Consider the following 25,290-nt stretch of genomic DNA (forward strand, 5'->3'; position numbering starts at 1 on the left):
CCCCCCACTACATTATTTAGCGCGTTGCTCTAACATTTCAACAGCAGGTAATTTTTTACCTTCTAAGAACTCTAAGAATGCACCACCGCCAGTTGAGATGTAAGATATTTTATCCGCAACATTATATTTATCAATAGCTGCTAACGTATCTCCGCCACCAGCGATTGAAAAAGCGCTAGACTCAGCAATTGCATTTGCAATCGCTTGCGTACCATTACCAAATTGGTCAAACTCAAATACGCCAACAGGGCCATTCCAAACAACTGTACCTGCATTTTTAATTATTTCAGCTAATGCGCTAGCAGAATCTGGACCAATATCAAAAATCATATCTCCACATAATACATCTTCAACATTTTTAAGTGTTGCGACTGCTGATTCTGAAAACTCAGAAGCAACAACAACATCAGTTGGTACTGGAATATCACCATTATTAGCTTGAGCTGCAGAAACTAAACGCTTAGCTTCATCAATTAAATCTGCTTCAAATAATGATTTACCTACTTCATGATCTGCAGCTGCAATAAAGGTATTAGCAATCCCTCCCCCACAAACAAGCTGATCAACAATAGTCGATAATGAATCTAATACTGTAAGTTTAGTCGAAACTTTAGAACCACCAACTATAGCAACAAATGGACGAGCTGGATTATCAAGCGCTTTGCCTAAAGCTTCTAATTCAGCAGCTAAAAGCGGACCAGCACAAGCTGTATTTGCGTATAAGCCAACACCATGTGTTGAGGCTTGTGCACGATGCGCTGTACCAAATGCATCCATTACATATACGTCACATAAAGCTGCTAATTGTTTTGCTAATACCTCGTCATTTTTCTTTTCGCCTTTATTGAAACGTACGTTTTCAAAAACAACAACTTCGTTGTCATTAATTTCAACACCGTTTAAATAATCTTTTTCAAGACGAACATTTTGCTCTAAAGCATCATTTAAATAATCTACAATTGGAGATAAAGAAAAATCATTTGCATATTCACCTTCAGTTGGGCGACCTAGGTGAGACATTACCATTACTTTAGCGCCTTTTTCTAAAGCTAATTTAATAGTAGGCAAAGAGGCACGAATACGCGCATCAGAAGTCACTTTTCCATCCTTGACTGGCACATTAAGATCTTCACGAATTAATACACGCTTACCTAATAAATCTAGATCTGCCATTTTAATGACTGACATGAAATTCTCCTTAGTTAATTAAATACTGCACTTAAATTTTGGGGTTAATTAATTTCTTTATTTGGCAAGCATCATAGCTTTAGCCGTATCTAACATGCGGTTTGCAAAACCCCATTCGTTATCACACCATACTAAACATTTAACTAAACGTTTATGGCTTACACGGGTTTGAGTTCCGTCAATAATGCTTGAATGTGGATCATGATTAAAATCAATTGATACTAGTGGTTCTTCGGTATAACTTAAGATACCAGAGAGTCTTTCATTAGTGGTAGACGATAAAGCCAAATTAACCTGCTCTATCGTTACATCTGCATGCGTTGTAATGCTTAAATCCATAGCTGTAACATTTATTGTTGGTACTCGCATAGCTATCGCTTCAAAACGGCCTTCAAATTTAGGCAAAATTCTTTCAATACCACGGGCTAACTTTGTATCAACCGGAATAATAGATTGGCTTGCTGCACGAGTGCGGCGTAAATCAGGGTGATAAGCATCAATAACTTGCTGATCATGCATTGATGCATGAATTGTTGTTATTGCACCTGATTCAATTCCAAATGCATCATCAAGTACTTTAATTACTGGCACGATACAATTCGTGGTACAAGAACCATTAGAAACTATCACATCTTCTGCTATTAGTTCATCATCATTAATACCATATACAATAGTGGCATCCATATTAGAGTCAGCAGGTTGTGAAAACAATACTTTTTTAGCGCCCGCATTAATATGTAGCATGGCATGTTCACGAGAATGAAATATACCAGTACATTCAAGTACCACATCTATTTCTAAGTCATGCCAAGGTAAAGATTCTGGTGATTTTTCACTAAAAAGTGCAATACGGTCTTGTTGAACTGTTAAACAATTAACATCAAGAGACACATCAAATTGAAAACGACCATGCGATGTATCATACTTTAATAAGTGTGCAATACCTTTAGGATCTGCAAGCTCATTAATTGCGACAATTTGAAATTGATCGGTGAGTTTTGCTTCATATAAAGCACGTACAATATTACGGCCTATTCGGCCAAAACCATTAATTGCTAATTTTATTGCCATTGAAGTAAAAAGTTCTTAAAGAAACCATATCAAATTTGGTGGTATTGTAATCGACCTTGCCCCTGAACCCCAGAGAAAAATACCATTTATTTTTAGAGAAATTTTGAAGTTGATTTTTAAACATAAAAAAAGATCATTGTTGTATCAACAAAGATCTTTTTAAAAAAATAAATGCTACTTTAGTCACATTTAATTTTTTGGCTAAAACAACTCTTTTGCTTTAGTCACGATGTTGTCAACTGTGAAACCAAAGTGTTCAAATAACTCGTTTGCTGGAGCTGACTCACCAAATGTAGTCATACCTACAACAGCGCCATTTAAGCCAACATATTTGTACCAATAATCTGCAATGCCAGCTTCAATCGCTACGCGACGAGAAACTGCAACGGGTAAGACTGATTCTTTATATGCTGCATCTTGCGCTTCAAATACATCAGTAGATGGCAAAGAGACAACACGAACTGTTTTACCTGAATCACGTAACTGTGTAGCTGAATCTTGTGCTAATTGCACTTCAGAACCTGTTGCGATTAAAATTAAATCAGGGTTATTGTTTGTTGCGTTACAAGATAGTACGTAACCACCTTTAGCTACATTTGCTAATTGTTCAGTAGTACGCTCTTGCTGAGCTAAACCTTGACGTGTAAAGATAAGTGAAGTTGGACCGTCTTTACGTTCAATAGCTGATTTCCATGCAATTGCCGATTCAACTTGGTCACATGGACGCCAGTTATCAAGGTTTGGTGTTAAACGCATGCTTGCAATTTGCTCTACAGGTTGGTGAGTTGGACCATCTTCACCTAAGCCAATTGAATCATGCGTATAAACAAAAATAGCTGGTTGCTTCATTAATGCAGCCATACGTACCGCATTACGTGCGTATTCCATAAACATTAAGAAAGTAGCACCGTAAGGAATGAAACCTTTATGTAATGTAATACCGTTCATGATTGCCGACATACCAAATTCACGTACACCGTAGTTGATGTAGTTACCAGATGCATCTGTACCGGTTAAGCTTTTAGATCCATCCCAGATTGTTAGGTTAGATCCTGCTAAATCAGCTGATCCGCCCATAAACTCTGGTAACATAGGACCAAATGCATTTAATGCATTTTGTGATGCTTTACGTGTTGCAATACCTGAAGGGTTAGCTTGTAACTCTTCAACGTATGCTTGTGATTTTTCAGCCCAATCAGCTGGTAACTCGCTATTTTGACGTCGTTCAAGTTCTGCAGCAAGTTCAGGATGAGCTGCTTTATAAGCATCAAATTTAGCATTCCAACTTGATTCAGAATCAGAACCTTTTGCTTTTGCATCCCAATCAGAATAAACATCTTGTGGAATTTCAAATGCACCATGTTTCCAGTTTAAGAATTCACGTGCAGCTGCAATTTCAGTGTCACCCAGTGGTGCACCGTGGCAATCATGGCTACCTGATTTATTAGGAGAACCGTAACCAATTACTGTTTTACAACAAATTAATGTTGGTTTTAAAGTCTCTGCACGTGCTTCATCAATTGCTGAACGAATTTCTTCACTGTTATGACCGTCAACGTTTGCGATTACGTGCCAACCGTATGCTTCAAAACGTGCAGGTGTATCGTCTGTAAACCAACCTTCAACTTCACCATCTATTGAAATGCCATTGTCATCCCAAAATGCCACTAATTTACCTAAGCCTAATGTACCTGCTAATGAACATGCTTCATGAGAAACACCTTCCATTAAACACCCATCACCTAGAAAAGTATAAGTGAAGTGATCTACGATATCGTGCCCTTCACGGTTAAACTGTGCGCCTAAAGATTTTTCGGCAATCGCCATACCAACAGCATTAGTAATACCTTGTCCTAATGGACCTGTTGTTGTTTCAATGCCTGGCGCATAACCATATTCTGGATGACCTGGAGTTTTAGAGTCCATTTGACGAAAGTCTTTAAGGTCTTCAATTGAAAGTTGATAACCAGATAAATGAAGCAAAGAATATATCAGCATTGAACCATGACCGTTTGAAAGTATAAATCGGTCGCGATCAACCCATTCTGGATTTGTTGGATTATGCTTTAGATAATCCCGCCATAAAACCTCTGCAATATCCGCCATACCCATAGGGGCACCCGGATGACCTGATTTGGCTTTTTGAACGGCGTCCATTGATAGGACCCTAATAGCATTTGCTAATTCTTTGCGAGATGGCATAACTTCTTCTACCTTCAATGTTGTGCACTGGAAATAATTTAAATTGTTAACTAAATTGCAGATTTGCAAAAATAGAAGAGCTATTCTTACTTATTACAGTTTTTTGAGCAATAAAAACCCCTACAAATTTTAGGTTCTTTAGTTTTTTTCATATTATTTAAATTAATAACGCTATTGTTGACACCGTTTAGACGTCTAGGCGTAAAAAAGCTATGAAATTGAAATCGCTTCAGATAATATAACTTCATAATTTTTATCCAGCGCCTGCTTCACCTCCTTAGACAACTTGAAGGTGTAAAAACCAGCGCTCTCTATTGTGAGTATATATAAAATGGCAAAACATTTTTTTACTTCTGAATCAGTATCAGAAGGTCATCCAGATAAAATTGCAGATCAAATCTCTGATGCAGTATTAGATGCTATTATTGCTAAAGATAAGCATGCTAGAGTTGCTTGTGAAACTATGGTAAAAACTGGTGTTGCAATTATTTCAGGTGAAGTTTCAACCGATGCTTGGGTTGATTTAGAAAAACTAACACGTAACGTGATCAGTGAAATTGGTTACACATCTTCTGATGTTGGTTTTGATGGCGAAACTTGTGGCATCATGAATTTAATTGGTCAACAATCTCCTGAAATTGCACAAGGTGTTGATCGTTCAAAACCTGAAGAACAAGGTGCTGGTGACCAAGGTTTAATGTTTGGTTACGCGACAAATGAAACGCCAACTTTAATGCCTGCACCACTTTATTACTCTCATCGCTTAGTTGAACGTCAAGCTGAAGCACGTAAATCGGGCATATTACCTTGGTTACGTCCAGATGCTAAATCTCAGGTTACTTTTATATATGAAGATAACAAGCCTGTAGCGATTGATACTGTTGTATTATCAACTCAGCATAACCCAGATATCAAACAAGATGATTTAGTTAATGCGGTAATGGAAAACATCATCAAGCACGTATTACCAGCAGAATTATTAACTGAAGATACTAAATATCATATCAACCCAACTGGTCGTTTTGTCATTGGTGGTCCAGTAGGTGATTGTGGTTTAACTGGTCGTAAAATCATTGTTGATACATATGGTGGTATGGCACGTCATGGTGGTGGTGCTTTCTCTGGTAAAGATCCATCAAAAGTTGACCGTAGTGCTGCATACGCTGGTCGTTATGTTGCAAAAAACATTGTTGCTGCTGGTCTTGCTGATCGTTGTGAAATTCAGGTTTCTTATGCTATTGGTGTTGCAGAGCCGACGTCTATCTCTGTTGATACATTTGGCACAGGTAAAGTATCTGAAGAGCGTTTAGTTGAACTAATACGTGAGAACTTCGATCTACGTCCTTACGGTATCACTAAGATGTTAGACTTATTACATCCTATGTACCAACAAACTGCCGCATACGGTCACTTTGGTCGCGAACCATATGAAATGACAGTTGGCGATGATACTTTCACAGCGTTCAGTTGGGAAAAAACAGACAAAGCTGACACATTAAAAGCAACAGCAGGTTTGTAGCCTACTTCAATTTAGAGCATAAAAAGGAGAAGCTAAGCTTCTCCTTTTTGTTTCAAACTAATATCGTTAAGAGCATTAAATTTAAACCTAAAGTTTATTACTTACTCTAATAGAGCTAGTACTTGAGCTGTTTTCTCTTTCATTAGCTTCTCATCACCTTTCGTTTCCAAGTTCAACCTGAGTAAAGCTTCTGTATTTGATTTTCTAAGGTTAAAACGCCAATACCCCATATCTATACTGATCCCATCGGTATAATCAATTTCAATAGCATCATTTTTATATGCAGCAAGTACCCTAAATATCACAGCATCTGCATCAGAGACTTGTCGATTAATTTCACCTGATGATGGGCAAGCGGATACTCTATTTTTGACTAAGTTAGATAAGCAAGTACTTTTTACACATAGAAGTTCAGCAATTAATAACCAAGGGATCATACCTGAGTCACAATATGAAAAATCTCTAAAATAATGATGTGCACTCATTTCACCGCCATAAATTGCATCTTCGGCCCTCATCCTTTCTTTTATAAAAGCATGTCCTGTTTTGCTTTGAATTGCCTTGCCACCTGCATTATTTACAAGTTCAATTGTATTCCAGTTTAATCGTGGATCATGAATGATTTTTTCACTTGGATTTTTTTGTAAAAAAGCTTCAGCTAGTAAACCAACAATATAGTAGCCTTCGATGAATTTTCCTTTTTCATCAAAAAGGAAGCACCTATCAAAATCACCATCCCATGCAATACCCATATCGGCATTATGTGCAATAACAGCATCTATAGTGTCTTGTCGATTTTCAGGAAGTAATGGGTTTGGAATACCATTGGGAAAATTTCCATCTGGTTCATGATTTATTTTGATAAATTCAATTCGTGTATTAAGTTTGTAAAACTGAGTTTCTATTGCATCAACAACATGTCCCGCAGCACCATTTCCAGCATTAACAACTAATTTAAGAGGCTGAATATTTTGGCAGTCAATATAAGTAAATAAATGTAAAACATATTCATTTAGTGTTGATATATCCTTTATTACACCTCTAACTAGTGTTTTTCTTTAAATTTTTGGGATTGTGCTAATGCCTGAATATCAAATAAACCAGTATCACCACTAATCGGCTTTGATAGTTCCTTAATTAGTTTCATTCCATTAAAGTTCATCGGGTTATGGCTAGCTGTGACTTCAATACCACCATCAAGGTTTAAGTGTGATGTAGCAAAGTAAACTTCCTCGGTTCCTGCCACTCCAAGATCAAAAACATTTACACCTGCATCCATTAAGCCGTTAGCTAACGACAACTTAAGTTCATTAGAAGTTAATCGAACATCACCACCAACAACAACAGATTTAGGTGACAAAATATCACTGTATGCACGCCCGATACGATATGCAATATCAATATTTAGCTCTTGACCTAACTCACCCCTTATATCATAAGCTTTAAAGCAAGTTAATTTTTCTACTTGTGAACTAGACCCGAGTTCTATGCTAGATTTTGATTCATCTAATATTGGTTTACTAGTGTTAATGGAGTGTGATCCATTTGTCATTTTTTGAACCTTTATAAAACTGAAACCATTTTTTAGATTTGATTTACTTAAAATGAATTTAACTACGTCCGTATTTATCTTCAAATCTTACAATATCGTCTTCATCCAAATATAAACCAGATTGAACTTCAATCAGTTCTAGTGGAATAACACCCGGATTTTCTAAGGCATGAATGACACCTATCGGAATATATGTAGATTGATTTTCAGTTAATAGAATCTCACTTTTACCATTGGTGATCTTTCCCACTCCTGAAACAACAATCCAGTGTTCTGCTCTATGATGATGCATTTGAACCGAAAGCTTACCCCCAGGGTTTACCGTTATACGTTTGACTTGAAACCTTTCTCCGTTATCAAGGGAGTCATACTTCCCCCACGGTCTATACATTTCTCTATGAAATGTTGCTTCACTGCGATTTTCTTTTTTTAGTTTATTTACAACTACTTTAACGTCTTTCGCTTTATCTTTATGAGCAATTAAAATGGCGTCCTTTGTATTGACAATAACAAGATCATCAACACCAACTAAGGCAACAAGCTTATCATCACTCATAACTAATGAGTTTTGCGTATCAGTGGCTTTAACATCACCTTTAAATACATTGCCTTTATGATCTTTTTCAGAGACTTGCCATAAAGTAGAAAAACCGCCAATGTCATTCCACCCAGCATCCATAGGCACTACAACCGCATCACCATTATCAACTTGCTGACAAAGAGGTTCCATTACCGCGTAATCAATAGATTCATCAGGACATGCTAAAAATGCTTCTTTATTGATTCTAATAAAATCGTTGTCAACTTTTTGTTGTTGCATTGATTTTTCACATGCATCATATATATCTGGACGAAATTGTTTAAGGACAACTAAATAACGGCTTGCTTTAAACATAAACATAAACATAAACATAAACATAAACATACCACTATTCCAATAAAACTCTCCAGAATCAACATAAATTTGAGCTGTTTCTAAATTTGGCTTTTCTACAAAATTCGTCACTTTAAAAGATGTTAAACCGGCTTGAGTAGCATCCAAATGTTTTTGTAAAGGCTCTCCTCGCTTCAAATATCTATATCCAGTTTCAGGCTTATCAGCAACAATACCAAAAGTAACAAGCTTGTCATCTTGATCATGAACATAAGCTTGTTTCACTGATTTTTGAAATTCATCTTTATTTTCAATGATATGATCAGCTGCTAATACGAGTAAGATAGGCTCACATGTCTCTTTACTATTTTCTAATGCTTTAAATGCAGCAAGTGCAATTGCGGGTGCAGTATTTCTTCCGGCAGGTTCTAAAAGTATCCCATTATGATCCACTCCTAACTGACGTATTTGTTCTGCTGCAATAAATCTATGTTCTTCATTGCAAATAAGTATACTAGGTTGACTATTTAATCCTTCTAAGCGTGCCATCGTCTGCTGAAGCATTGTTTGATCACCATAAAGTGACAAAAATTGCTTTGGATAATTTCCTCTTGATAATGGCCATAAACGTGTGCCGGAACCACCAGCCATAATTACGGGTAAGATCATTGTAAAAATTCCTTTTTATAACTAATCACTATTTTAAACTGCTCACGCCCATGATTTTCAGCATACTTTTGATGAGATTCTGAAAAATAAAGCAAGCTAAGTTGTGATCTTTTAGCTATATACCCATGATACCTAAAAATGCGCAATTTCAGCGAGAATTAAACAGGATTTAGGTAAGGCATTAATTGAAGATAATGGTTGTTCCCTTATCAAAACTAATAACGCAGCATAAACCCTGTTTAAACTCGCCGAGACGGAGCCGCTGAACAAACCCACTTCATCGTTGTGTTGGTTTGAAAGGTAACCTACATTCTTGCACCAACATGCCTTGAATTAAACTCCTCAGATAACTCTAAAACTCATTATCTAGGCGCATCTTTGTATTAATGGTTACTCCTCTTCGTCAATATGCTCTTGCATTACTCTAGTACATCTATGTAGGCAACAACGAGCATGATTGCTCAGAAGTCCCCACTAGATTGGTTTAAAAACTTATTTTTAATCTTTATTACGCATTTTATTTTTTCTGTGTTTCATCATTTTATCTAGTTTTTCTTGTTGTACTTTATCTAGTGTATTCCAAATTTGATTTTTACCTCTCGCTTTTATAATTGATATTTTTATCTTTCTATCTTGGTTGCTTATCAGTAGTTCACGAAAAGCGTGTTCATCAAATGTTTCACTTTGAATTAAAGCCTTACGTTGCTGGCGAGTTTCTTTTCCAGCTTCTTTATATTGCTCTAAAGCTGATTTTTTCAGTTCTATAAATGATTTTATTTGAGATTGTTGAGCATCAGTTAAAGATAAGTGTTCTTTTGCACGATCTGATAACAACATATGCTCTGATGACATTCCAAGCTTAGCAACAACTGAATAACTGCTAAGAGAAGTGATTGATAATGCCGCTATTAGAAATACATTTGATAATTTCATAATTAATCTTCCTATTTGTTGGGGAACGATTAAAAGTATAATCAGTGCAATGAAAAGTAACGCAAACGTAAGTAAAGATTGTGTAAAGATAAACACCCTTATCTAAAAAACGTTACTATATTCACCTTATATAAGATAAGAAGTTTAGGACATTTTAATGCAAATATTACTAATTGATGATGATATAGAGCTATGTGACCTTTTAAGTGAATACTTAGGTGCTCACGGTTTTGAAGTTATAACTGAAAATGATGGCCAAGCAGGTTTAGATCGCGCTTTAACAGACCATTTTTCGCTCATTTTACTCGATGTCATGTTACCTAAACTAAATGGTTTTGAGGTGTTAAAACAGTTTAGACAAAAAAAACTCACGCCACTCATTATGTTAACTGCGAGCGGTGAAGATTTTGATCGTATTTTTGGTTTAGAACTCGGTGCTGATGATTACTTAGCAAAGCCTTTTAATCACAGAGAATTATTGGCAAGAGTAAAAGCAATAACAAGAAGAATTGACCATATTAATAGTTTAAATAAAACATCGATTCTTAATATAAATAGTATGAGAGTCTGCCCAAAAAGTCGTGAAGTGTTTGCTAACGAAAATGTACTCACGCTAACAGGAACTGAATATGAAATTTTAGTTTTACTTATAAAAAATGCCAACGATATAATTAGTAAAGACGAAATAAGTACACAAGTATTAGGGCGACGATTAGTCGCTTTTGATCGCTCCATTGATATGCACGTAAGTAATATTAGGAAAAAAATAGCTGAATATAGCCAAGGTGAAAAAATAAAAACAGTCCGTGGTTCTGGTTATATTTTTTTATCAGGAGAGTAAAATGAAAATCTCTTTTATTGATCCTAGGCGTTACTTATTTTTCAAAATATTTTTATGGTTTTGGTTAACCTTAGTCGCCACAGTCAGCCTGTTAATCTTTTTAAGTAATGTAACCATTAATGATATTGTATATGAGTCACTAGAAGGTCCAAAATTAAAAAATTTACAGCATATCGCCCATAATATTGAACGTATAGCTAAAAATAAAAATATCGATATTCAAAAAATAGCCAATCACCCAAGAATAAAAAGATATCGCAGCTTATATTTCAAAGCTGAAAACCCAGAAAACAGTTTTTTAAATCGCAAAGAGCTAAAAGGCTTTGATTCAAGCCTATTGAGCTTTAGCCAAAACTTAGCACCTCAAGCGATCTTTGCCAAAGAATTTCATGCTTTTGGCCCTATAAAAGTAGAAGTAAAAGAAAAGCAATACTGGATTTATGAGATTAAGCCTAATGGTCGTCAAAATTTAGGTTTAAAGCTTAGACTTATGCCAACTTGGCTGAAATTAACAGTTTCTATTATTGCATCAATGGGACTCAGTTTATTATTTAGTCGTACTTTAATTAAACCGATAAATTCACTAAAAAATGCAGCATTTGCATTAGCCGATGGCAAACTAAAATCCAGAATAAAAATCAAAGTTCAACGTAATGATGAGCTTGGACAACTCACTAATGACTTCAATAAAATGGCTGAAAATTTAGAACAGCTCATGACAAGTCAAAAACGACTATTAGCTGACATATCTCATGAATTAAGGTCTCCTTTAACTCGCTTACAGATGGCTGCGGGTTTAGCACAAATGCAAAAAAACTCAAAAGAGAATAACTATCTAGCTCGTATCGAAAAAGAAGCTAATACATTAGATGAAATGATAGGCGATGTTTTAAAACTATCTCGATTAGAAGTACAAAGTCAGATGCTTAGTAAAGAATTTCAACCTTTTAACTTAGTGCTAAAAACCGTTTTATCTGATGCTAAATTTGAAGCAAAAGAAAATAACAAATCGCTGAAGGTCATTGGAGAGCAAAATAGTGAGTTTTCTTTTGATGGTCAAATACTCTCCAGCGCTTTAGATAATGTATTGAGAAATGCAATAAAATACGCAACTAGCCTTATTACCGTAGAGCTAAATCAAACGAATAGTGAAATTGAGATCACCATATCAGATGATGGATCAGGTGTACCTGAGGAGGATATAAATAATTTATTTGAACCATTTTTTAGAGTATCGCAATCAAGACAACGTAACTCTGGCGGTACAGGCTTAGGTTTGGCAATTTGTAAACATGCTATTTTAGCCCATAACGGCAGCATAAAATTGCATAACCAAGAAGGTTCAGGTTTATCTGTCATAATAAAATTACCAACTGATATGAAAGACTATTAATGTTTTATAGTAAAGAAAGTAAGTTATTGGATAACCAAACTGAAATTGAGCTATTTTGGCAGGCTCAAGTACATCAAAATACTTTAGATGTCTCTGATAGTAAATTAGCTTACGCTTACGCAATTCCTGAATATGTAAAATACAGCATAGTAATTAGCTCAGGTAGAATTGAATCTTTATTAAAGTATAAAGAATTAATTTGGGAATTTAATAAAAATGATATCGCGGTTTTTATACTCGATCATAGAGGCCAAGGATTATCAGAACGCGCTTTAAAAAACTCACAAATAGGGCATATAGAAGATTTTTCACACTATACCGCCGATTTTAATCAATTTAACTTACAAGTTGTTAATAAATTACTGAAAGGAGATAAGTTTTTATTGGCACACTCTATGGGATCAGCTATTGCCCATAATTACTTAAATACATACAAACATACATTCGATAAAGTTATTTTTTGTGCTCCTATGTTTGGCATTAATACGGGTAATATACCTTTATGGTTAGCAAAATATTTAGCTTATGGTTTAAATAAAATTGGACTAGGTGAAAGCTATGCACCCGGTCAATCAAATTACCAAGAAAAAGACTTTAGTGATAATGAACTCACACAAAGTAAAAGGCGATATCAAGTATTCACGGAGTGTTATCAAAACAATGAGCAAATTAAATTAGGTGGAACCAGTGTTGCTTGGCTTGATAGCGCTTTTAAATCAATGGCAAAAGTATTGACTAAACCTATAAATATTCCAAGTTTAATATTGCAAGCTCAAAGTGATTCTATTGTTTGTAATCAAGCTCAAGTATTAGCCCATAATAAAATGCCACTTTCCAAACTCATTATTTTAGAAAATGGCAAACATGAATTATTATGTGAAACAGATGAAGTTAGAGAAAAAGCACTCTCTTGTATTTATGAATTTTTTGACACTACTGATAAAGGGTCTTGATGTATTATGATATCAAGTTCACCATCAACCCCTTGCTTTAATAATGTTTCAACTTCTTCAGCGACTTGATGGGCTGTTATTAATGGTAAATCATCATCTAGTTCAACATGAAATTGAATAAATTTTGTTTTTCCTGCTTGTCGCGTTCTAATTTCATGTAAGCCATGCACCTTTTTATGACTATTAACTAGCTGCTTTATGACTTGCTTCTCTTCATCAGGTAACTCTTTATCCATTAAATGTGCCCCGCTTTCGACTCCGACTTCCCATGCGTTATAAAGTAAGAATATCGCGACACCAATAGTGAATATAGGATCAGCAATAACCCAACCAAAACTGGCCAAAATCATAGCGACCATCACACTCGCATTAAGTAATAAATCGCCTTTATAATGCAATGAATCGGCTTTTATAGCGATAGATCCTGTTTTCTTCACTACAATATTTTGTACTGAAATTAAAATTAAAGTACATACAATTGCAAAAATACTGACACCGATACCGATATTGAAACCGGCATTTGATATCTCAACCGGATTAATTAGTCGCTCAATACCATGAAATGCGAGTAAGCAAGCACTACCAGCAATAAATGCCGATTGCGCAAGCCCAGCTAAAGGCTCAGCTTTACCATGACCATATCTATGATCATCATCAGCTGGCATTAAAGCATAGCGTAATACAAAAAAATTAATCAGTGTTGCTGTGATATCTAATAAAGAATCAGTTAATGAACCTAGCATGGCGGAAGAGCCCGTAGAAAGCCAAGCCCATACCTTAGCTATTATCATTAAACTTACCATGACTATGGCTGTCCAGCTCGCAAGCTTGACCCAAAAATCATACCCTTTATCTTGCATATGTAGAAATCTCACTTAATTATCTGAATTGATAGCATACCATTTTTACTAAATTTGTTATGATGTTTATAATTTAATAAGCCGAGATTTTTATGTTAGATATCGTACTTTACCAACCTGAAATTCCCCCCAATACTGGTAATATTATTCGTTTATGTGCAAATACAGGTTACGCATTACATTTAATAGAACCTTTAGGTTTTGAGTGGGATGATAAACGTATAAAGCGTGCAGGTTTGGATTATCATGAATTTAGTAATGTAAAAAGGCACGCAAATTTAGAAAGCTATATTGAAAACGAAAAACCAAATAAAATATACGCCTGTACAACAAAAGGCACTCAATTTTTTCATGAAGCTGAGTTTCAAGCTGGTGACTGTTTAATATTTGGTCCTGAAACCCGTGGGCTACCAATTGAAACAATCAACGCTTTACCTGAAGATCAAAGGTTGAGAATTCCTATGCAAGCGAATAGTCGTAGCATGAATTTATCAAATGCAGTATCTGTTTTTGTTTATGAATCTTGGAGACAGCTTGGTTTTAAAGGTGCGAGTTAATGTTGAGTTAACGATATCTACGCACATATATAAAAAACTAAGGCGCATATACTAGTTGTCATTACTCACAACTCACTTGATAAGCAGTTTAGTACTCATTCACAATGCACGATTTCAGCGAGAATTAAACAGGATTTAGGTAAGGCATTAATTGAAGATAATGGTTATTCCCTTATCAAAATTAATAACGCAGCATAAACTCTGTTTAAACTCGCCGAGGGGGAGCTTCTGAGCAAACCCACTTCATCGTTGCGTTGGTTCCAAAGGTGCCTAGATTCCTGCATCAACACGCCTTGAATTGGGCTCGCTCAGATAACTCTGAAACATGCATTTTGAAGTAACATAGGTATATATCTCAATACACTAGCGATAACTTTTGGATATCAAAACAAACCGGGGGATATCTGTATAATTGTTTTATCGCTATAAAAATTATTAAAAAAATAAAAATAGCTGGAATTATTTTTATCTGTTAATTAATGAGGTAAATATTAGCTTTCAGCTTTTTTCTCTCTGCCAAGTAATGACATAGCAGCATCTTTAACATCTTTACCTTGATATAACACTTGGTACATTTGCTCAGTAATCGGCATTTCAACTCCGACTCTTTGTGCTAAATTATATACTTCTTTGGTATTACGGTAACCTTCTACTACTTGACCGATTTCAGTAATGGCTTGCTCAACAGCTGAACCTTTACCTAAAGCTAAACCAAAACGTCTATTTCTAGATTGGTTATCCGTACAAGTAAGGATCAAGTCACCCAAACCAGCCATACCCATGAATGTTTCCGGTTTTGCGCCTAAAGCAATACCTAAACGCGTCATTTCAGCTAAACCTCGTGTGATTAATGCAGTTCTTGCATTAGCACCAAAACCTGTTCCATCAGATATACCTGCACCAATCGCAATTACATTTTTAACTGCACCACCCAATTGCACGCCTATAAAGTCATTATTGGTATAAACACGAAATGAGCGACAGCAATGTAATAAATCGGACAAAGAATCGATTAAATCAGTGTCAGATGATGATAAAGATATGGCTGTAGGTAAACCCAATGCCATTTCTTTAGCAAATGTAGGCCCAGATAACACACCTAAAGAAACTTCAGGTCCTAATGCATTTTTCGCTACATCTTGTAATAAACGTCCAGTATTAGGTTCTAAACCTTTCGTTGCCCAAACAATTTTAGTGCTTGACTGCAAAAATGGTTTAATTGCATTTAACGTATCTGAAAATGCATGGCTAGGTACCACAACCAATACGATTGGACTATCTATAACAGCTTTTTCAATATCAGACTCTAAAGAAAGCGATTCAGGAAAAATAACATCAGGCAGATAACGCTGATTTGTTCTACTAGATTCGAGTTCACAAATCGAATTTGAGTCTCTACCCCATAAGCGGATATGGTGTCCATTTCGAGCTAAACAAATAGCAAGGGCGGTCCCATATGAGCCCGCCCCCAATACTGTCACAGCATTTTTTGCTGTAATAATCATAACTTAAGCGTTTGCTTCAATTGCTTGCTGTTCAGCTTGTGCTGCACGTTGCTGTACATATTGACCAAATAATGCGTCAAAATTAACAGGTGCAAGATTAAGCTGTGGGAAAGTACCACGGTTCACTAAGTTAGCAACTGTTTCTCGCGCATATGGGAATAAAACATTAGGGCAGAAAGCACCTAACATATGAGCCATTTGACTTTCTTCAAGTTCAGCTATAGCAAAAATCCCCGCTTGTTGAACTTCACATAAGAATGCAGTTTCTTCACCTAAAGATGCCGTAACTGTAAGAGAAAGTACCACTTCAAATACACCTTCATCTAATTTGTTAGATCGTGTATCTAAATCAAGTTTAACTTCAGGAGTCCATTCTTTTTGGAAAATAGCGGGAGAATTTGGCGTTTCAAAAGATACGTCTTTAGTGAAAATACGTTGGATTGAAAATTGTTGTGTTTGCTGTTCTTGTGCTACGCTTTGTTCTTCTGACATTGTTATTTCCTATTGAAATCTATTTAATTATTTTAAATTTTTTGGTTGAAATTAGTTCAGTAGTGTATCTAGTTTGCCTTGTGCTTCTAAATACATCATATCATCACAACCACCAATATGTTGTTCACCAACAAATATTTGTGGCACAGTATAACTACCGTTAGCTTTATCTATCATTTCATTTCTGAGTTCAGGCTGTTGACCTATATCAAATTCAACAAAATCAATATTTTTATGATTTAACAAAGCCTTAGCTCTAACACAGTATGGACAATATGCTTTTGTATAAATAACAACATTATTCATTTTAAAGTCCTATTTCCCTGATGTCATAGGTAAACCAGCGCTTTGCCAAGCACCTACACCACCAGTTAAAGTAGATACTTGCGTGAAGCCTGCTTTAAACAAGCTATCAGCAACACCTGATGCAGTCATTCCTGTTACACATACCACTATAATGGGATCGTTTTTGTACTTTTCAATAGTTGAGAATTCTTTTTGTTTCGCTTTTTCTGAGGCTAAATGTACTGAGTTTGCAATATGGCCTTTATTAAAGTCAGCCTGTGCTCTTATATCTAAAACAACTGCATTTTCACGATTGACTGCCATTGTTAATTGCTGAGGGTTAACCTGTTTTATTGGAGTAAACTTAGATTTAAACCAACTCATAATAAGCATTACAGCGATACCAACCCATATTAAACCTAATCCGATATGATTTGTAAAAAATTCGATATATTGTTCCATTGACCTTCCAATTAATTATGCTGTTCAAATTTGCATATAAAACAAAAGCATCAGTATATACGCAAAACACCTCAAGATACAGGGTTCAGTGGCGTGCTTTGGTATAGGCATTTCATCTCATTAATATCAATTAAATCATTTTAGAAATTTAAAAAAATACAAGTTAAGTGAATTATTTTAATATCAAAATTTCTTTGCGGATTTTATCAACAAAAAACGGTAAACTAAGGCTTGATAAATCAAAATTTAATTCTTCGTCTTGCTTTTACAAACAAGGATCACCAATGACACTGCAAAAAAAGCCACTTGTACTTATTATTTTAGATGGTTGGGGTTATAGCGAAAAAACACAAAGTAACGCTATTTTAGCCGCCGATACACCTGTAATTGATAAACTTTGGCAAGATTACCCAAGCACATTAATTTCAGGTTCTGGATTAGATGTGGGTCTTCCTGATGGTCAAATGGGTAATTCAGAAGTAGGTCATGTAAATTTAGGCGCTGGTAGAATTGTATATCAAGATTTCACTCGAATCACTAAATCAATACAGGATGGTGAATTTAATCACAATCCTGTACTGGTTAAGGCTATTGATAAAGCTGTAGCAAATAATAAAGCAGTGCATTTAATGGGTTTATTAAGCCCTGGCGGTGTTCATAGCCATGAAAAGCATATTTTAGCTGCAATTGACTTAGCAGCCGAACGTGGCGCAACCGAAATTTATCTACACGCATTTTTAGATGGTAGAGATACCCCCCCTAGAAGCGCAAGCAACTCATTAAAAGCTGTTGATAACAAATTTTCAACTTTAGGCAAAGGTCGCATTGCCAGCATAATAGGACGTTATTATGCAATGGATAGAGACAACCGCTGGGATCGAGTAGAGCAAGCCTACAACTTAATGGTGACTGGTGAATCGCAATTCACTTACACCACTGCAAGTGAAGCATTAGAAGCTGCTTATCTCCGTGATGAAAATGATGAATTTGTAGCCGCAACAAGCATTCAAGGTCAAAATGATGTACCTGCGACTATAAATGATGGTGATACTGTTATTTTCATGAATTTTAGGGCTGATCGCGCTCGTGAAATGACTCGCGCATTTGTTGATGCTGACTTTTCTGGTTTCACCAAACAAAAAGAACCTCAATTAGCTGATTTTGTCATGTTAACCGAATATGCTGCAGACATAAAAACAGCAAAAGCATTTCCACCAAATAAATTAAATAATGTATTAGGCGAATGGTTTGAAAAACATAATAAAACACAGTTACGTATCTCTGAAACAGAAAAGTATGCCCATGTTACGTTCTTCTTTAGTGGCGGTAGAGAAGATTTATTCACAGGTGAGATGCGCGAGCTAATTCCATCACCCAAAGTCGCCACTTATGACCTACAGCCTGAAATGAATTCTGAGTTGCTCACCGATAAATTAGTTGATGCAATCCATAGCGGTGAACATGATGCCATTATTTGTAACTACCCTAACGGTGATATGGTCGGTCATTCAGGTGTATTTGATGCTGCAGTAAAAGCCTGTGAAGCAGTTGATCACTGTATCGGTCGTGTTGTAAAAGCACTTGAAGAAACAGGAGCTGAAGCTTTAATCACAGCAGATCATGGTAATGCCGAATTAATGCAGAACCCTGAAACAGGTCAAGCACATACAGCTCACACTAATGAGCCCGTACCTTTTATTTATGTTGGAAGAAATGCTCAAGCATTCTCAGGTAAAACTCTCAGTGATGTTGCACCAACCATGCTACACTTGATGGGCATGGAACAGCCTGAAGAAATGACTGGTTCAGTCATTATGCAGCTTAAATAAACGGTTTTTTATGTTGATTATTAAACAATTACTTGCTTTAACTGTTTGTTTTATTTCGGTTTCACTAACTCCAGTTAGTGCAACCGAAAAACAAACAAAGCAAGACTTAAATCAAATACAAGAAACACTTAAATCAAGTGTAGATAAGCTAAAAACACAACAACAAAAAATAAATAAAATAGAAAGCACATTAAAAAAATCAGAACAAGCAATCGCACATAACTCAAAGTCACTCAATCAACTCGATTTTTCTATTGAACTCAATAAAAGTGGACAAAATCAATTACAAAAACAAATTAGAAAACTAACCTTTAATAAACAACAGCAACAAAAAGTGCTATCAAGCCAGTTAAAAAGCGCTTATATGACAGGGAGCCATGACTACAGCAAGCTATTATTAAACCAAGAGAATATCGCTACATTTGAAAGAACACTCACCTATTACAGTTACCTTAATAAGGCCCGATTAACCCAGCTTGATGATTTAAAAAACACGCTAATACAGCTAACTGAAAAACAAAATGAGCTAGCACAAACGCAAACTAAATTACTGGCACTTTTAGCAGAGCAAAAACAAAAAAGAGCATCTTTATTAATAGCTAAAAAGCAAAGGAAAGGTAACTTAGCGTTATTAAAAAAACAATTCACCAATACCAATAGCTCAGTTAATTATTTAAAAAAAAATGAGAAAATTTTAATTGAAACATTAAAAAACTTACAACAGAATATAAAACAACAACTTACGCTTGAAGGATTAAAAAGCACCAAAGGAAAGTTAAAATGGCCAAGCAGAGGTCGATTAAAACATAAATTTGGCCAAAGAAAGTATGGACGCTTAAAGTGGAAAGGAGTGTTTATTAACGCCAAAGAAGGTACTTCGGTTACAACAATCCATAATGGCAAGGTTATTTTCGCTGACTGGCTTAAAGGCTTTGGTTGGGTAATAGTAATAGATCATGGTAAAGGATTTATGAGTTTATATGGCCATAATCAAGCATTATTAAAAAGTGTAGGAGAGGACGTTTCACAAGGAGAACTGATAGCTTTAGTTGGTCAAAGCGGTGGACAAGACAATCCTGGTCTATACTTCGAAATACGGTATAAGGGACAAGCAATCAACCCTACAAAATGGTGTAAGCGAATTTAACTTTTTAATTGGCTACACCCCAAAACCGGGAGCAGCCAATGCGTATATCATTAAAATTCAATCAGTTTTTAAGCTTTTGTATAATCTGCCTATCACTTTCTTTTTCGCCTATCTGTTTAGCTGAAGTAAGTTCAAAACTTAACAATGTCAACATGAAACATATTTTGGAGCATATCCAAACTTTTTATGTTGATGAAGTAAATACAAACAAACTCAATAGTTCAGCTGTTGATTCTGTTTTAAAACAATTAGATCCCTATTCTGAATATTTAAATGAACAAGAGTTAGAAGATCTATTTAATATTACCAATGGACAATATACAGGTCTAGGAATAGAAGTTGAAATGCGAGATGAACATATCGTCATTATCGCATCTTTAAACAATTCACCCGCAGCACAAGCTGGTTTGCAACAAGGCGATATTTTACTTTCAATAAATGGTCAAACAGTGATAAACGAACCTATTAAACAGGTTGCTAACTTGATAAGTAAAACTAAAAATACAACTGTAAGTTTAAGCATTGCAAGGTCTGGGTTTTCGACTCCATTACGTTTCGAGGTTGAACGTCAATTAATAGAATTAGAAACTGTAACAAGTAAAGTCGATTGCGCCGGTTATGCTTACTTACGCATTATCAGTTTTAATAATCACACATTACATGATGTTGCCAGACATATCGCAAAACTAAAAACTGAAAATGGCCAGCCTTTGAAAGGGCTATTAATAGATTTAAGGGATAATCCTGGCGGAATTTTAGATAGTGCAGTGGCCATTTCTGATTTATTTTTAAAAGACGGTATTATTGTCTCAACTAAAGGACGCTTTTATGATGCAAACAAAATTTTCACTGCAAATAATTCAGACATATTAAACGGTGCACCTATGGTTGTATTAATCAATAAAGGTTCGGCTTCAGCGGCTGAAATCTTAGCTGGTGCCCTAAAAGATAATAAACGTGCAACCGTAGTGGGTACTCGCTCTTATGGTAAAGGCTCTGTTCAATCACTTATTCCTTTAGGTAATGGACAAACGGCATTAAAACTCACAACCGCAAAATATTACACACCCTCAGGTACTTCAATTGATGGTATCGGGATCACACCAGATATTCCAATTACACAATCAAGTATTCCGAAATCTGATAAAATAGCTATAATGAATTTAAATAAAGGTATAGAAAATCAAGTGTTTACTTCAACTTTTAAAGATGTACAGTTAGCTAAGGCTCAAAAAATATTAGAGCAATAACGCCAATTTTAGACAAAGTAGCATTTACCTAAGTTAAAACAATCGATATTATTGATTTAACTTAGGTAATCAAAAAAGAATAATAATAAAAGTGCACTTAAAATCAAAAATATTCACCTTATTACTGCTATCACATTGCGGCATGATAAAGGCAAACCAAGTAGCTATTATTATTGATGATATTGGCTACCACAAACATGATTTGGAAGCGGTTAAACTTCCAGGCAGCATCTCCTATTCCATTCTGCCTTATACTCCGTTTGCAAAAGCATTTTCAGAACAAGCTAGAAAACAAAATAAAGAACTTCTTTTACATATTCCAATGCAAGCTATAAGTGGGAAAGTTTTAGGACCAGGCGCGCTTACCGAAGAAATGACAAGATCTCAAATTCATGAAACATTAAATAAAGCTCTGAATGAACACCCCTATGTAAAAGGAGTGAACAATCATATGGGATCTTTTTTAACACAAAAGATACAGCCTATGGCCTGGACTATGGAGGTACTACAAGAAAGAGGTTTATATTTTTTAGATAGTAGAACAACAATAAAAAGCCAAGCACAAAATATGGCTAATCTATTTAATGTAAATAATGTTAGCAGACATGTATTTTTGGATAATATCCCCACAGAAAAGCAAATGACATTTCGCATGAAGCAGCTGATCGGAATTGCAAAAAAACGCGATTATGCCATAGCAATTGCCCATCCTTACCCGGAAACCCTAGTATTTCTTCAAAGGGAGCTACCTAAGCTTCAATCACATGGGATCAAGCTCGTGCCTTTATCTCAACTGGTTGATAATAAATACGTGAAACTTGCATCTGTAAAGTAAACGCAAATTAAAGTGAAATAGCATTAAAAAAGTTTGCCCAAAGAGCAAACTTTTTTAATTAAAGTAATATTCAAGTTTGAATTAATTATCAAGCAGTCATCGTTACTTGTAATTTTTTCATTGCTGTTTTTTCTAACTGGCGAATACGCTCAGCCGACACATCATATTTTTGAGCGAGTTCTTGCAATGTTGATTTTTGATCCATTAACCATCGTGAACTTACGATATCTTTTGCACGTTCATCAAGTGTATTAATTGCTGCAAACAAACGGTTTTGAGATTGTTTCTTATACTGATCTTGTTCCACACCATCAGCTAAATCTAAGCTATTATCTGTTAAATACTGAACTGGAGAGTAAGATGTCGCTTCTGATGAATCATCTGTATCGTCAGAACCCATATCAAAAGCCATATCTTGACTGCTCATACGAGATTCCATTTCACGTACTTCTTTTTCACTTACACCGAGTGCATCTGCTACTGTACTTACTTCATCTTGGTTAAACCAACCAAGACGTTTTTTATTTTTTCTTAAATTAAAAAATAATTTACGCTGTGCCTTTGTTGTCGCAACTTTAACAATACGCCAATTTTTTAATACAAACTCATGAATTTCCGCTTTGATCCAATGAACTGCAAATGACACTAAACGCACACCTACTGTTGGATCAAATCGTTTAACCGCTTTCATTAATCCAATATTACCTTCTTGCATTAAATCAGCTTGTGCTAAACCGTAACCTGAATAGCTTTTAGCAATATGAGCTACAAATCTCAAGTGAGATACAATCAGTTGCTTAGCAGCCGATAAATCACCTTCTTGTTGTAATTTAAAAGCCAATGATTTTTCTTCTTCGGCAGTCAGCATAGGGATAGTACCTACTGTTTGTAGGTAAGCTTCATGGCTACCTGCACTTTGAGGAACAGTTAATGCTAATGTATGTAAATTATTGCTCATATTTAACCTCTAGAATCCATCTTTAAATCATGTTAGCACTCTTTCTACAAGAGTGCTAACTTAAATTTAATTGTTTTGACCTAAATGTCAAGCCTTAAGTTCAAATGAATTTTAAACCTTAGGGTAACTAAAGTAGGAAAGTAAAAGTGATAGGTAAAATGTGACAAAACATATTTTTTAGCACCTTACACATTAAAATAACTAACCGCATGATTTTGCTATATTTTATCTGGTTCTATTGTTTTAATATAACGTTTAACAGAAAGGTAAGAGCCAAATAACCCTAATAAAACAGCTAAAACAATAAGATTAGTGAATTCAAAGAAAGATAAGCCTTGTAATAAAAACTCAGCTTGATAAACACCAGCGACTTCAGAAATAGCAGAGCCTAACCACCACATCATCAACTCAATACATATATAAGCAAAAAAACCACCTATAATGCCATACCAAATTCCAGTCCATAAAAATGGGGTTTGAATAAATTGGTTTGTTGCCCCAACCAACTTCATTACTTGAATTTCTTCTTTTTTATCCATAATAGATAATCGTATTGTATTCCCAATTATCAAAATGACAGAGGTAAGTAATAAAAAAGCGATGGTAATAACACTTTCTCGTAATAAGCTCAACAACGCATTTAAACGTTCAAGCCATTCAATATCCAATTTCCCAAAATCAATTTCACGCTCACTTTCTAATTTAATGAGTAGTTTACGTGCTGTTTCTGGCTTAGAATGTCGTTTTGTAGGTGTAACTGAAATAACACTCGGTAAAGGGTTTGAATCTAAATAATCTAACGCCTGACCAAACCCTGAAACCTGCTTAAACTCTTCAAGAGCAACTTCATTTGAAATATAAGTAACATCTGATATTTCTGGATAAAGCTTCAAACGTTTAACTAGGCTTTTTGTTTCTTTATCTGGCAGCCCTTGTTTTACAAACAAAGATATTTCACTGGCATTTTCAAATCCACTACTGACTTGCTGTACATTTTTAACTACTAAATAAAGCGTGGTAGGCAGCGTTAAGCTCACGCCAAGTACAGCAACTGTCATCATAGATGCTGTTGTGGTACGCCATATTTCACCTAAACTATGTACACCCTGACGCATAATATTTAGTACAATAAAGTACCAAGTCATAACTAAAGAAGTATCGGTATTAGAGGCTTGACTCATTCTACTTTTAAACAATAAACTCATGATATATCAGCCTTAAGCGGATCTAACAACAACTTGCCTTTATTCAATGTTAGATTGTGATATTTCATGCGTGCAATTAACCCTAAATCATGAGTCGCTATCAGTACCGTTGTGCCATGCCTATTAAAATCTTCAAACAATTTAAGTATTTCCCAAGATAATTCAGGATCTAAATTACCAGTAGGTTCATCGGCTAATAAAATTGGCGGAGAGTTTACGATAGCACGAGCAATACCAACTCTTTGTTGCTCACCACCGGATAGTGTTTCGGGGTAACATTTGACTTTATTGAGCAAACCTACTTTATCTAAAGCAGCATGCACTCTTTTAGTTATGTTTTTACGATGCATTCCTTCAATAACAAGCGGTAAAGCAACATTATCAAAAACATTATGTCTCGCCAACAGTCTATGATTTTGAAATATCATACCAATATCACGACGAACAAAAGGCACCTGTGTTTTAGATATTGAATTTAAATCAACACCATTGATCATCACATTTCCCGCAGAAGGTCTCTCCATTACACTTATAAGTTTTAGTAATGTGCTTTTCCCTGCCCCACTATGCCCTGTTAAAAAAGCTAACTCTCCTGTTTTAAGGTGAAAATCTACTTTTTCTAGAGCCGTATGACCACCAGGGTATGTTTTACTTACTTGCTGAAAATTTATCATTATTATTTTTTTATTTAAGTTATTTCATTAATTAAG

22 protein-coding genes and 1 pseudogene are annotated in these 25,290 nt (G+C 35.3%); 9 read left to right on the top strand and 14 right to left on the bottom strand.

Going from position 1 to position 25,290, the window contains the following annotated elements:
* Nucleotides 1-12: 12 nt before the first annotated feature.
* From CJF42_RS03080 to tkt, 3 genes are all read right to left on the bottom strand, one after another.
* On the bottom strand, nucleotides 13-1,188 hold the full coding sequence (locus CJF42_RS03080; protein ID WP_095365272.1) for a phosphoglycerate kinase: 1,176 nt from the start codon (nucleotides 1,186-1,188) through the stop codon (nucleotides 13-15).
* A gap of 57 nt (nucleotides 1,189-1,245) precedes the next feature.
* A complete protein-coding gene (gene epd / locus CJF42_RS03085; RefSeq protein WP_095365273.1) occupies nucleotides 1,246-2,259 on the bottom strand; it encodes an erythrose-4-phosphate dehydrogenase in 1,014 nt (337 codons plus the stop codon).
* Nucleotides 2,260-2,460: 201 nt separating this feature from the next.
* On the bottom strand, nucleotides 2,461-4,461 hold the full coding sequence (tkt, locus tag CJF42_RS03090) for a transketolase (RefSeq protein ID WP_095365274.1): 2,001 nt from the start codon (nucleotides 4,459-4,461) through the stop codon (nucleotides 2,461-2,463).
* A gap of 331 nt (nucleotides 4,462-4,792) precedes the next feature.
* On the opposite strand from tkt, the gene metK reads away from it, so the two are divergent.
* On the top strand, nucleotides 4,793-5,980 hold the full coding sequence (gene metK, locus CJF42_RS03095; protein ID WP_095365304.1) for a methionine adenosyltransferase: 1,188 nt from the start codon (nucleotides 4,793-4,795) through the stop codon (nucleotides 5,978-5,980).
* Between the two features lie 101 nt (nucleotides 5,981-6,081).
* On the opposite strand, the pseudogene CJF42_RS03100 reads toward metK, so the two are convergent.
* The 3 genes and pseudogenes from CJF42_RS03100 to CJF42_RS03110 all read right to left on the bottom strand — a co-directional run bounded on the left by CJF42_RS03100 (nucleotide 6,082) and on the right by CJF42_RS03110 (nucleotide 10,008).
* Nucleotides 6,082-7,532 (bottom strand): annotated as a pseudogene (locus CJF42_RS03100) (phosphohexomutase domain-containing protein).
* 58 nt (nucleotides 7,533-7,590) lie between these two features.
* A complete protein-coding gene (locus tag CJF42_RS03105; protein WP_095365275.1) occupies nucleotides 7,591-9,075 on the bottom strand; it encodes a mannose-1-phosphate guanylyltransferase/mannose-6-phosphate isomerase in 1,485 nt (494 codons plus the stop codon).
* 498 nt (nucleotides 9,076-9,573) lie between these two features.
* Nucleotides 9,574-10,008 carry a Spy/CpxP family protein refolding chaperone gene (locus CJF42_RS03110; RefSeq protein ID WP_095365276.1) on the bottom strand — a complete coding sequence of 145 codons (435 nt, stop codon included), beginning with the start codon at nucleotides 10,006-10,008 and terminating at the stop codon, nucleotides 9,574-9,576.
* A gap of 157 nt (nucleotides 10,009-10,165) precedes the next feature.
* On the opposite strand from CJF42_RS03110, the gene CJF42_RS03115 reads away from it, so the two are divergent.
* The 3 genes from CJF42_RS03115 to CJF42_RS03125 are packed head-to-tail and all read left to right on the top strand — an operon-like array spanning nucleotide 10,166 to nucleotide 13,195.
* On the top strand, nucleotides 10,166-10,849 hold the full coding sequence (locus tag CJF42_RS03115; protein WP_095365277.1) for a response regulator transcription factor: 684 nt from the start codon (nucleotides 10,166-10,168) through the stop codon (nucleotides 10,847-10,849).
* A 1-nt stretch (nucleotide 10,850) separates the two neighbouring features.
* A complete protein-coding gene (locus CJF42_RS03120; RefSeq protein WP_170940454.1) occupies nucleotides 10,851-12,242 on the top strand; it encodes an ATP-binding protein in 1,392 nt (463 codons plus the stop codon).
* Complete coding sequence (locus tag CJF42_RS03125; RefSeq protein WP_095365278.1) at nucleotides 12,242-13,195, top strand: alpha/beta fold hydrolase; 954 nt, start codon at nucleotides 12,242-12,244, stop codon at nucleotides 13,193-13,195. The genes CJF42_RS03120 and CJF42_RS03125 overlap by 1 nt, the downstream gene beginning before the upstream one ends.
* On the opposite strand, the gene CJF42_RS03130 is transcribed toward CJF42_RS03125, so the two are convergent.
* Nucleotides 13,159-14,055, bottom strand: coding sequence for a cation diffusion facilitator family transporter (locus CJF42_RS03130; protein WP_095365279.1), 897 nt, complete (start codon nucleotides 14,053-14,055; stop codon nucleotides 13,159-13,161). The genes CJF42_RS03125 and CJF42_RS03130 overlap by 37 nt on opposite strands.
* A gap of 92 nt (nucleotides 14,056-14,147) precedes the next feature.
* Here CJF42_RS03130 and trmL point away from each other — a divergent pair, with 92 nt between their 5' ends.
* Nucleotides 14,148-14,612, top strand: coding sequence for a tRNA (uridine(34)/cytosine(34)/5-carboxymethylaminomethyluridine(34)-2'-O)-methyltransferase TrmL (gene trmL / locus CJF42_RS03135; RefSeq protein ID WP_095365280.1), 465 nt, complete (start codon nucleotides 14,148-14,150; stop codon nucleotides 14,610-14,612).
* Between the two features lie 491 nt (nucleotides 14,613-15,103).
* On the opposite strand, the gene gpsA is transcribed toward trmL, so the two are convergent.
* From gpsA to CJF42_RS03155, 4 genes are read right to left on the bottom strand one after another with little or no spacing between them, the layout of a single operon-like run.
* Nucleotides 15,104-16,114, bottom strand: a complete 1,011-nt coding sequence (gene gpsA / locus CJF42_RS03140) for an NAD(P)H-dependent glycerol-3-phosphate dehydrogenase (RefSeq protein WP_095365306.1) — start codon at nucleotides 16,112-16,114, stop codon at nucleotides 15,104-15,106.
* A 6-nt stretch (nucleotides 16,115-16,120) separates the two neighbouring features.
* On the bottom strand, nucleotides 16,121-16,609 hold the full coding sequence (secB, locus tag CJF42_RS03145; RefSeq protein WP_095365281.1) for a protein-export chaperone SecB: 489 nt from the start codon (nucleotides 16,607-16,609) through the stop codon (nucleotides 16,121-16,123).
* A 51-nt stretch (nucleotides 16,610-16,660) separates the two neighbouring features.
* A complete protein-coding gene (grxC, locus tag CJF42_RS03150; protein ID WP_095365282.1) occupies nucleotides 16,661-16,915 on the bottom strand; it encodes a glutaredoxin 3 in 255 nt (84 codons plus the stop codon).
* 9 nt (nucleotides 16,916-16,924) lie between these two features.
* Complete coding sequence (locus CJF42_RS03155; protein ID WP_095365283.1) at nucleotides 16,925-17,356, bottom strand: rhodanese-like domain-containing protein; 432 nt, start codon at nucleotides 17,354-17,356, stop codon at nucleotides 16,925-16,927.
* Nucleotides 17,357-17,640: 284 nt separating this feature from the next.
* Between CJF42_RS03155 and gpmM the strand changes: the two genes are divergently transcribed.
* The 4 genes from gpmM (at nucleotide 17,641) to CJF42_RS03175 (ending at nucleotide 22,417) form a co-directional block, all read left to right on the top strand.
* Complete coding sequence (gene gpmM, locus CJF42_RS03160; RefSeq protein ID WP_095365284.1) at nucleotides 17,641-19,185, top strand: 2,3-bisphosphoglycerate-independent phosphoglycerate mutase; 1,545 nt, start codon at nucleotides 17,641-17,643, stop codon at nucleotides 19,183-19,185.
* A gap of 10 nt (nucleotides 19,186-19,195) precedes the next feature.
* On the top strand, nucleotides 19,196-20,332 hold the full coding sequence (locus CJF42_RS03165) for a murein hydrolase activator EnvC family protein (RefSeq protein WP_095365285.1): 1,137 nt from the start codon (nucleotides 19,196-19,198) through the stop codon (nucleotides 20,330-20,332).
* A 38-nt stretch (nucleotides 20,333-20,370) separates the two neighbouring features.
* On the top strand, nucleotides 20,371-21,582 hold the full coding sequence (locus tag CJF42_RS03170) for a S41 family peptidase (RefSeq protein WP_095365286.1): 1,212 nt from the start codon (nucleotides 20,371-20,373) through the stop codon (nucleotides 21,580-21,582).
* A 142-nt stretch (nucleotides 21,583-21,724) separates the two neighbouring features.
* Nucleotides 21,725-22,417: a divergent polysaccharide deacetylase family protein gene (locus tag CJF42_RS03175; RefSeq protein ID WP_095365307.1), complete on the top strand. Its 693-nt coding sequence runs from the start codon at nucleotides 21,725-21,727 to the stop codon at nucleotides 22,415-22,417.
* Nucleotides 22,418-22,505: 88 nt separating this feature from the next.
* Here CJF42_RS03175 and rpoH read toward each other — a convergent pair whose 3' ends face one another.
* From rpoH to ftsE, 3 genes are all read right to left on the bottom strand, one after another.
* Entirely contained in the window at nucleotides 22,506-23,375 is an 870-nt protein-coding gene (gene rpoH / locus CJF42_RS03180) for an RNA polymerase sigma factor RpoH (protein WP_095365287.1), read from the bottom strand.
* A 218-nt stretch (nucleotides 23,376-23,593) separates the two neighbouring features.
* Nucleotides 23,594-24,580, bottom strand: a complete 987-nt coding sequence (gene ftsX, locus CJF42_RS03185; protein ID WP_095365288.1) for a permease-like cell division protein FtsX — start codon at nucleotides 24,578-24,580, stop codon at nucleotides 23,594-23,596.
* Nucleotides 24,577-25,254 (bottom strand): cell division ATP-binding protein FtsE, encoded by a 678-nt coding sequence (ftsE, locus tag CJF42_RS03190; protein WP_095365289.1) that lies wholly within the window; start codon nucleotides 25,252-25,254, stop codon nucleotides 24,577-24,579. Before ftsE ends, ftsX begins: the two co-directional genes overlap by 4 nt.
* Nucleotides 25,255-25,290: the final 36 nt, after the last annotated feature.

The sequence above is a fragment of the Pseudoalteromonas sp. NBT06-2 genome (assembly GCF_002276045.1).
GTDB lineage: Bacteria > Pseudomonadota > Gammaproteobacteria > Enterobacterales > Alteromonadaceae > Pseudoalteromonas.

Excerpts from the sequence above, each read along its gene's own strand:
- CJF42_RS03080 (WP_095365272.1), bottom strand. The coding sequence starts at position 1,188 with ATGTCAGTCATTAAAATGGCAGATCTAGATTTATTAGGTAAGCGTGTA.
- epd (WP_095365273.1), bottom strand. The coding sequence starts at position 2,259 with ATGGCAATAAAATTAGCAATTAATGGTTTTGGCCGAATAGGCCGTAAT.
- tkt (WP_095365274.1), bottom strand. The coding sequence starts at position 4,461 with ATGCCATCTCGCAAAGAATTAGCAAATGCTATTAGGGTCCTATCAATG.
- metK (WP_095365304.1), top strand. The coding sequence starts at position 4,793 with ATGGCAAAACATTTTTTTACTTCTGAATCAGTATCAGAAGGTCATCCA.
- CJF42_RS03105 (WP_095365275.1), bottom strand. The coding sequence starts at position 9,075 with ATGATCTTACCCGTAATTATGGCTGGTGGTTCCGGCACACGTTTATGG.
- CJF42_RS03110 (WP_095365276.1), bottom strand. The coding sequence starts at position 10,008 with ATGAAATTATCAAATGTATTTCTAATAGCGGCATTATCAATCACTTCT.
- CJF42_RS03115 (WP_095365277.1), top strand. The coding sequence starts at position 10,166 with ATGCAAATATTACTAATTGATGATGATATAGAGCTATGTGACCTTTTA.
- CJF42_RS03120 (WP_170940454.1), top strand. The coding sequence starts at position 10,851 with ATGAAAATCTCTTTTATTGATCCTAGGCGTTACTTATTTTTCAAAATA.
- CJF42_RS03125 (WP_095365278.1), top strand. The coding sequence starts at position 12,242 with ATGTTTTATAGTAAAGAAAGTAAGTTATTGGATAACCAAACTGAAATT.
- CJF42_RS03130 (WP_095365279.1), bottom strand. The coding sequence starts at position 14,055 with ATGCAAGATAAAGGGTATGATTTTTGGGTCAAGCTTGCGAGCTGGACA.
- trmL (WP_095365280.1), top strand. The coding sequence starts at position 14,148 with ATGTTAGATATCGTACTTTACCAACCTGAAATTCCCCCCAATACTGGT.
- secB (WP_095365281.1), bottom strand. The coding sequence starts at position 16,609 with ATGTCAGAAGAACAAAGCGTAGCACAAGAACAGCAAACACAACAATTT.
- grxC (WP_095365282.1), bottom strand. The coding sequence starts at position 16,915 with ATGAATAATGTTGTTATTTATACAAAAGCATATTGTCCATACTGTGTT.
- CJF42_RS03155 (WP_095365283.1), bottom strand. The coding sequence starts at position 17,356 with ATGGAACAATATATCGAATTTTTTACAAATCATATCGGATTAGGTTTA.
- gpmM (WP_095365284.1), top strand. The coding sequence starts at position 17,641 with ATGACACTGCAAAAAAAGCCACTTGTACTTATTATTTTAGATGGTTGG.
- CJF42_RS03165 (WP_095365285.1), top strand. The coding sequence starts at position 19,196 with ATGTTGATTATTAAACAATTACTTGCTTTAACTGTTTGTTTTATTTCG.
- CJF42_RS03170 (WP_095365286.1), top strand. The coding sequence starts at position 20,371 with ATGCGTATATCATTAAAATTCAATCAGTTTTTAAGCTTTTGTATAATC.
- CJF42_RS03175 (WP_095365307.1), top strand. The coding sequence starts at position 21,725 with ATGATAAAGGCAAACCAAGTAGCTATTATTATTGATGATATTGGCTAC.
- rpoH (WP_095365287.1), bottom strand. The coding sequence starts at position 23,375 with ATGAGCAATAATTTACATACATTAGCATTAACTGTTCCTCAAAGTGCA.
- ftsX (WP_095365288.1), bottom strand. The coding sequence starts at position 24,580 with ATGAGTTTATTGTTTAAAAGTAGAATGAGTCAAGCCTCTAATACCGAT.
- ftsE (WP_095365289.1), bottom strand. The coding sequence starts at position 25,254 with ATGATAAATTTTCAGCAAGTAAGTAAAACATACCCTGGTGGTCATACG.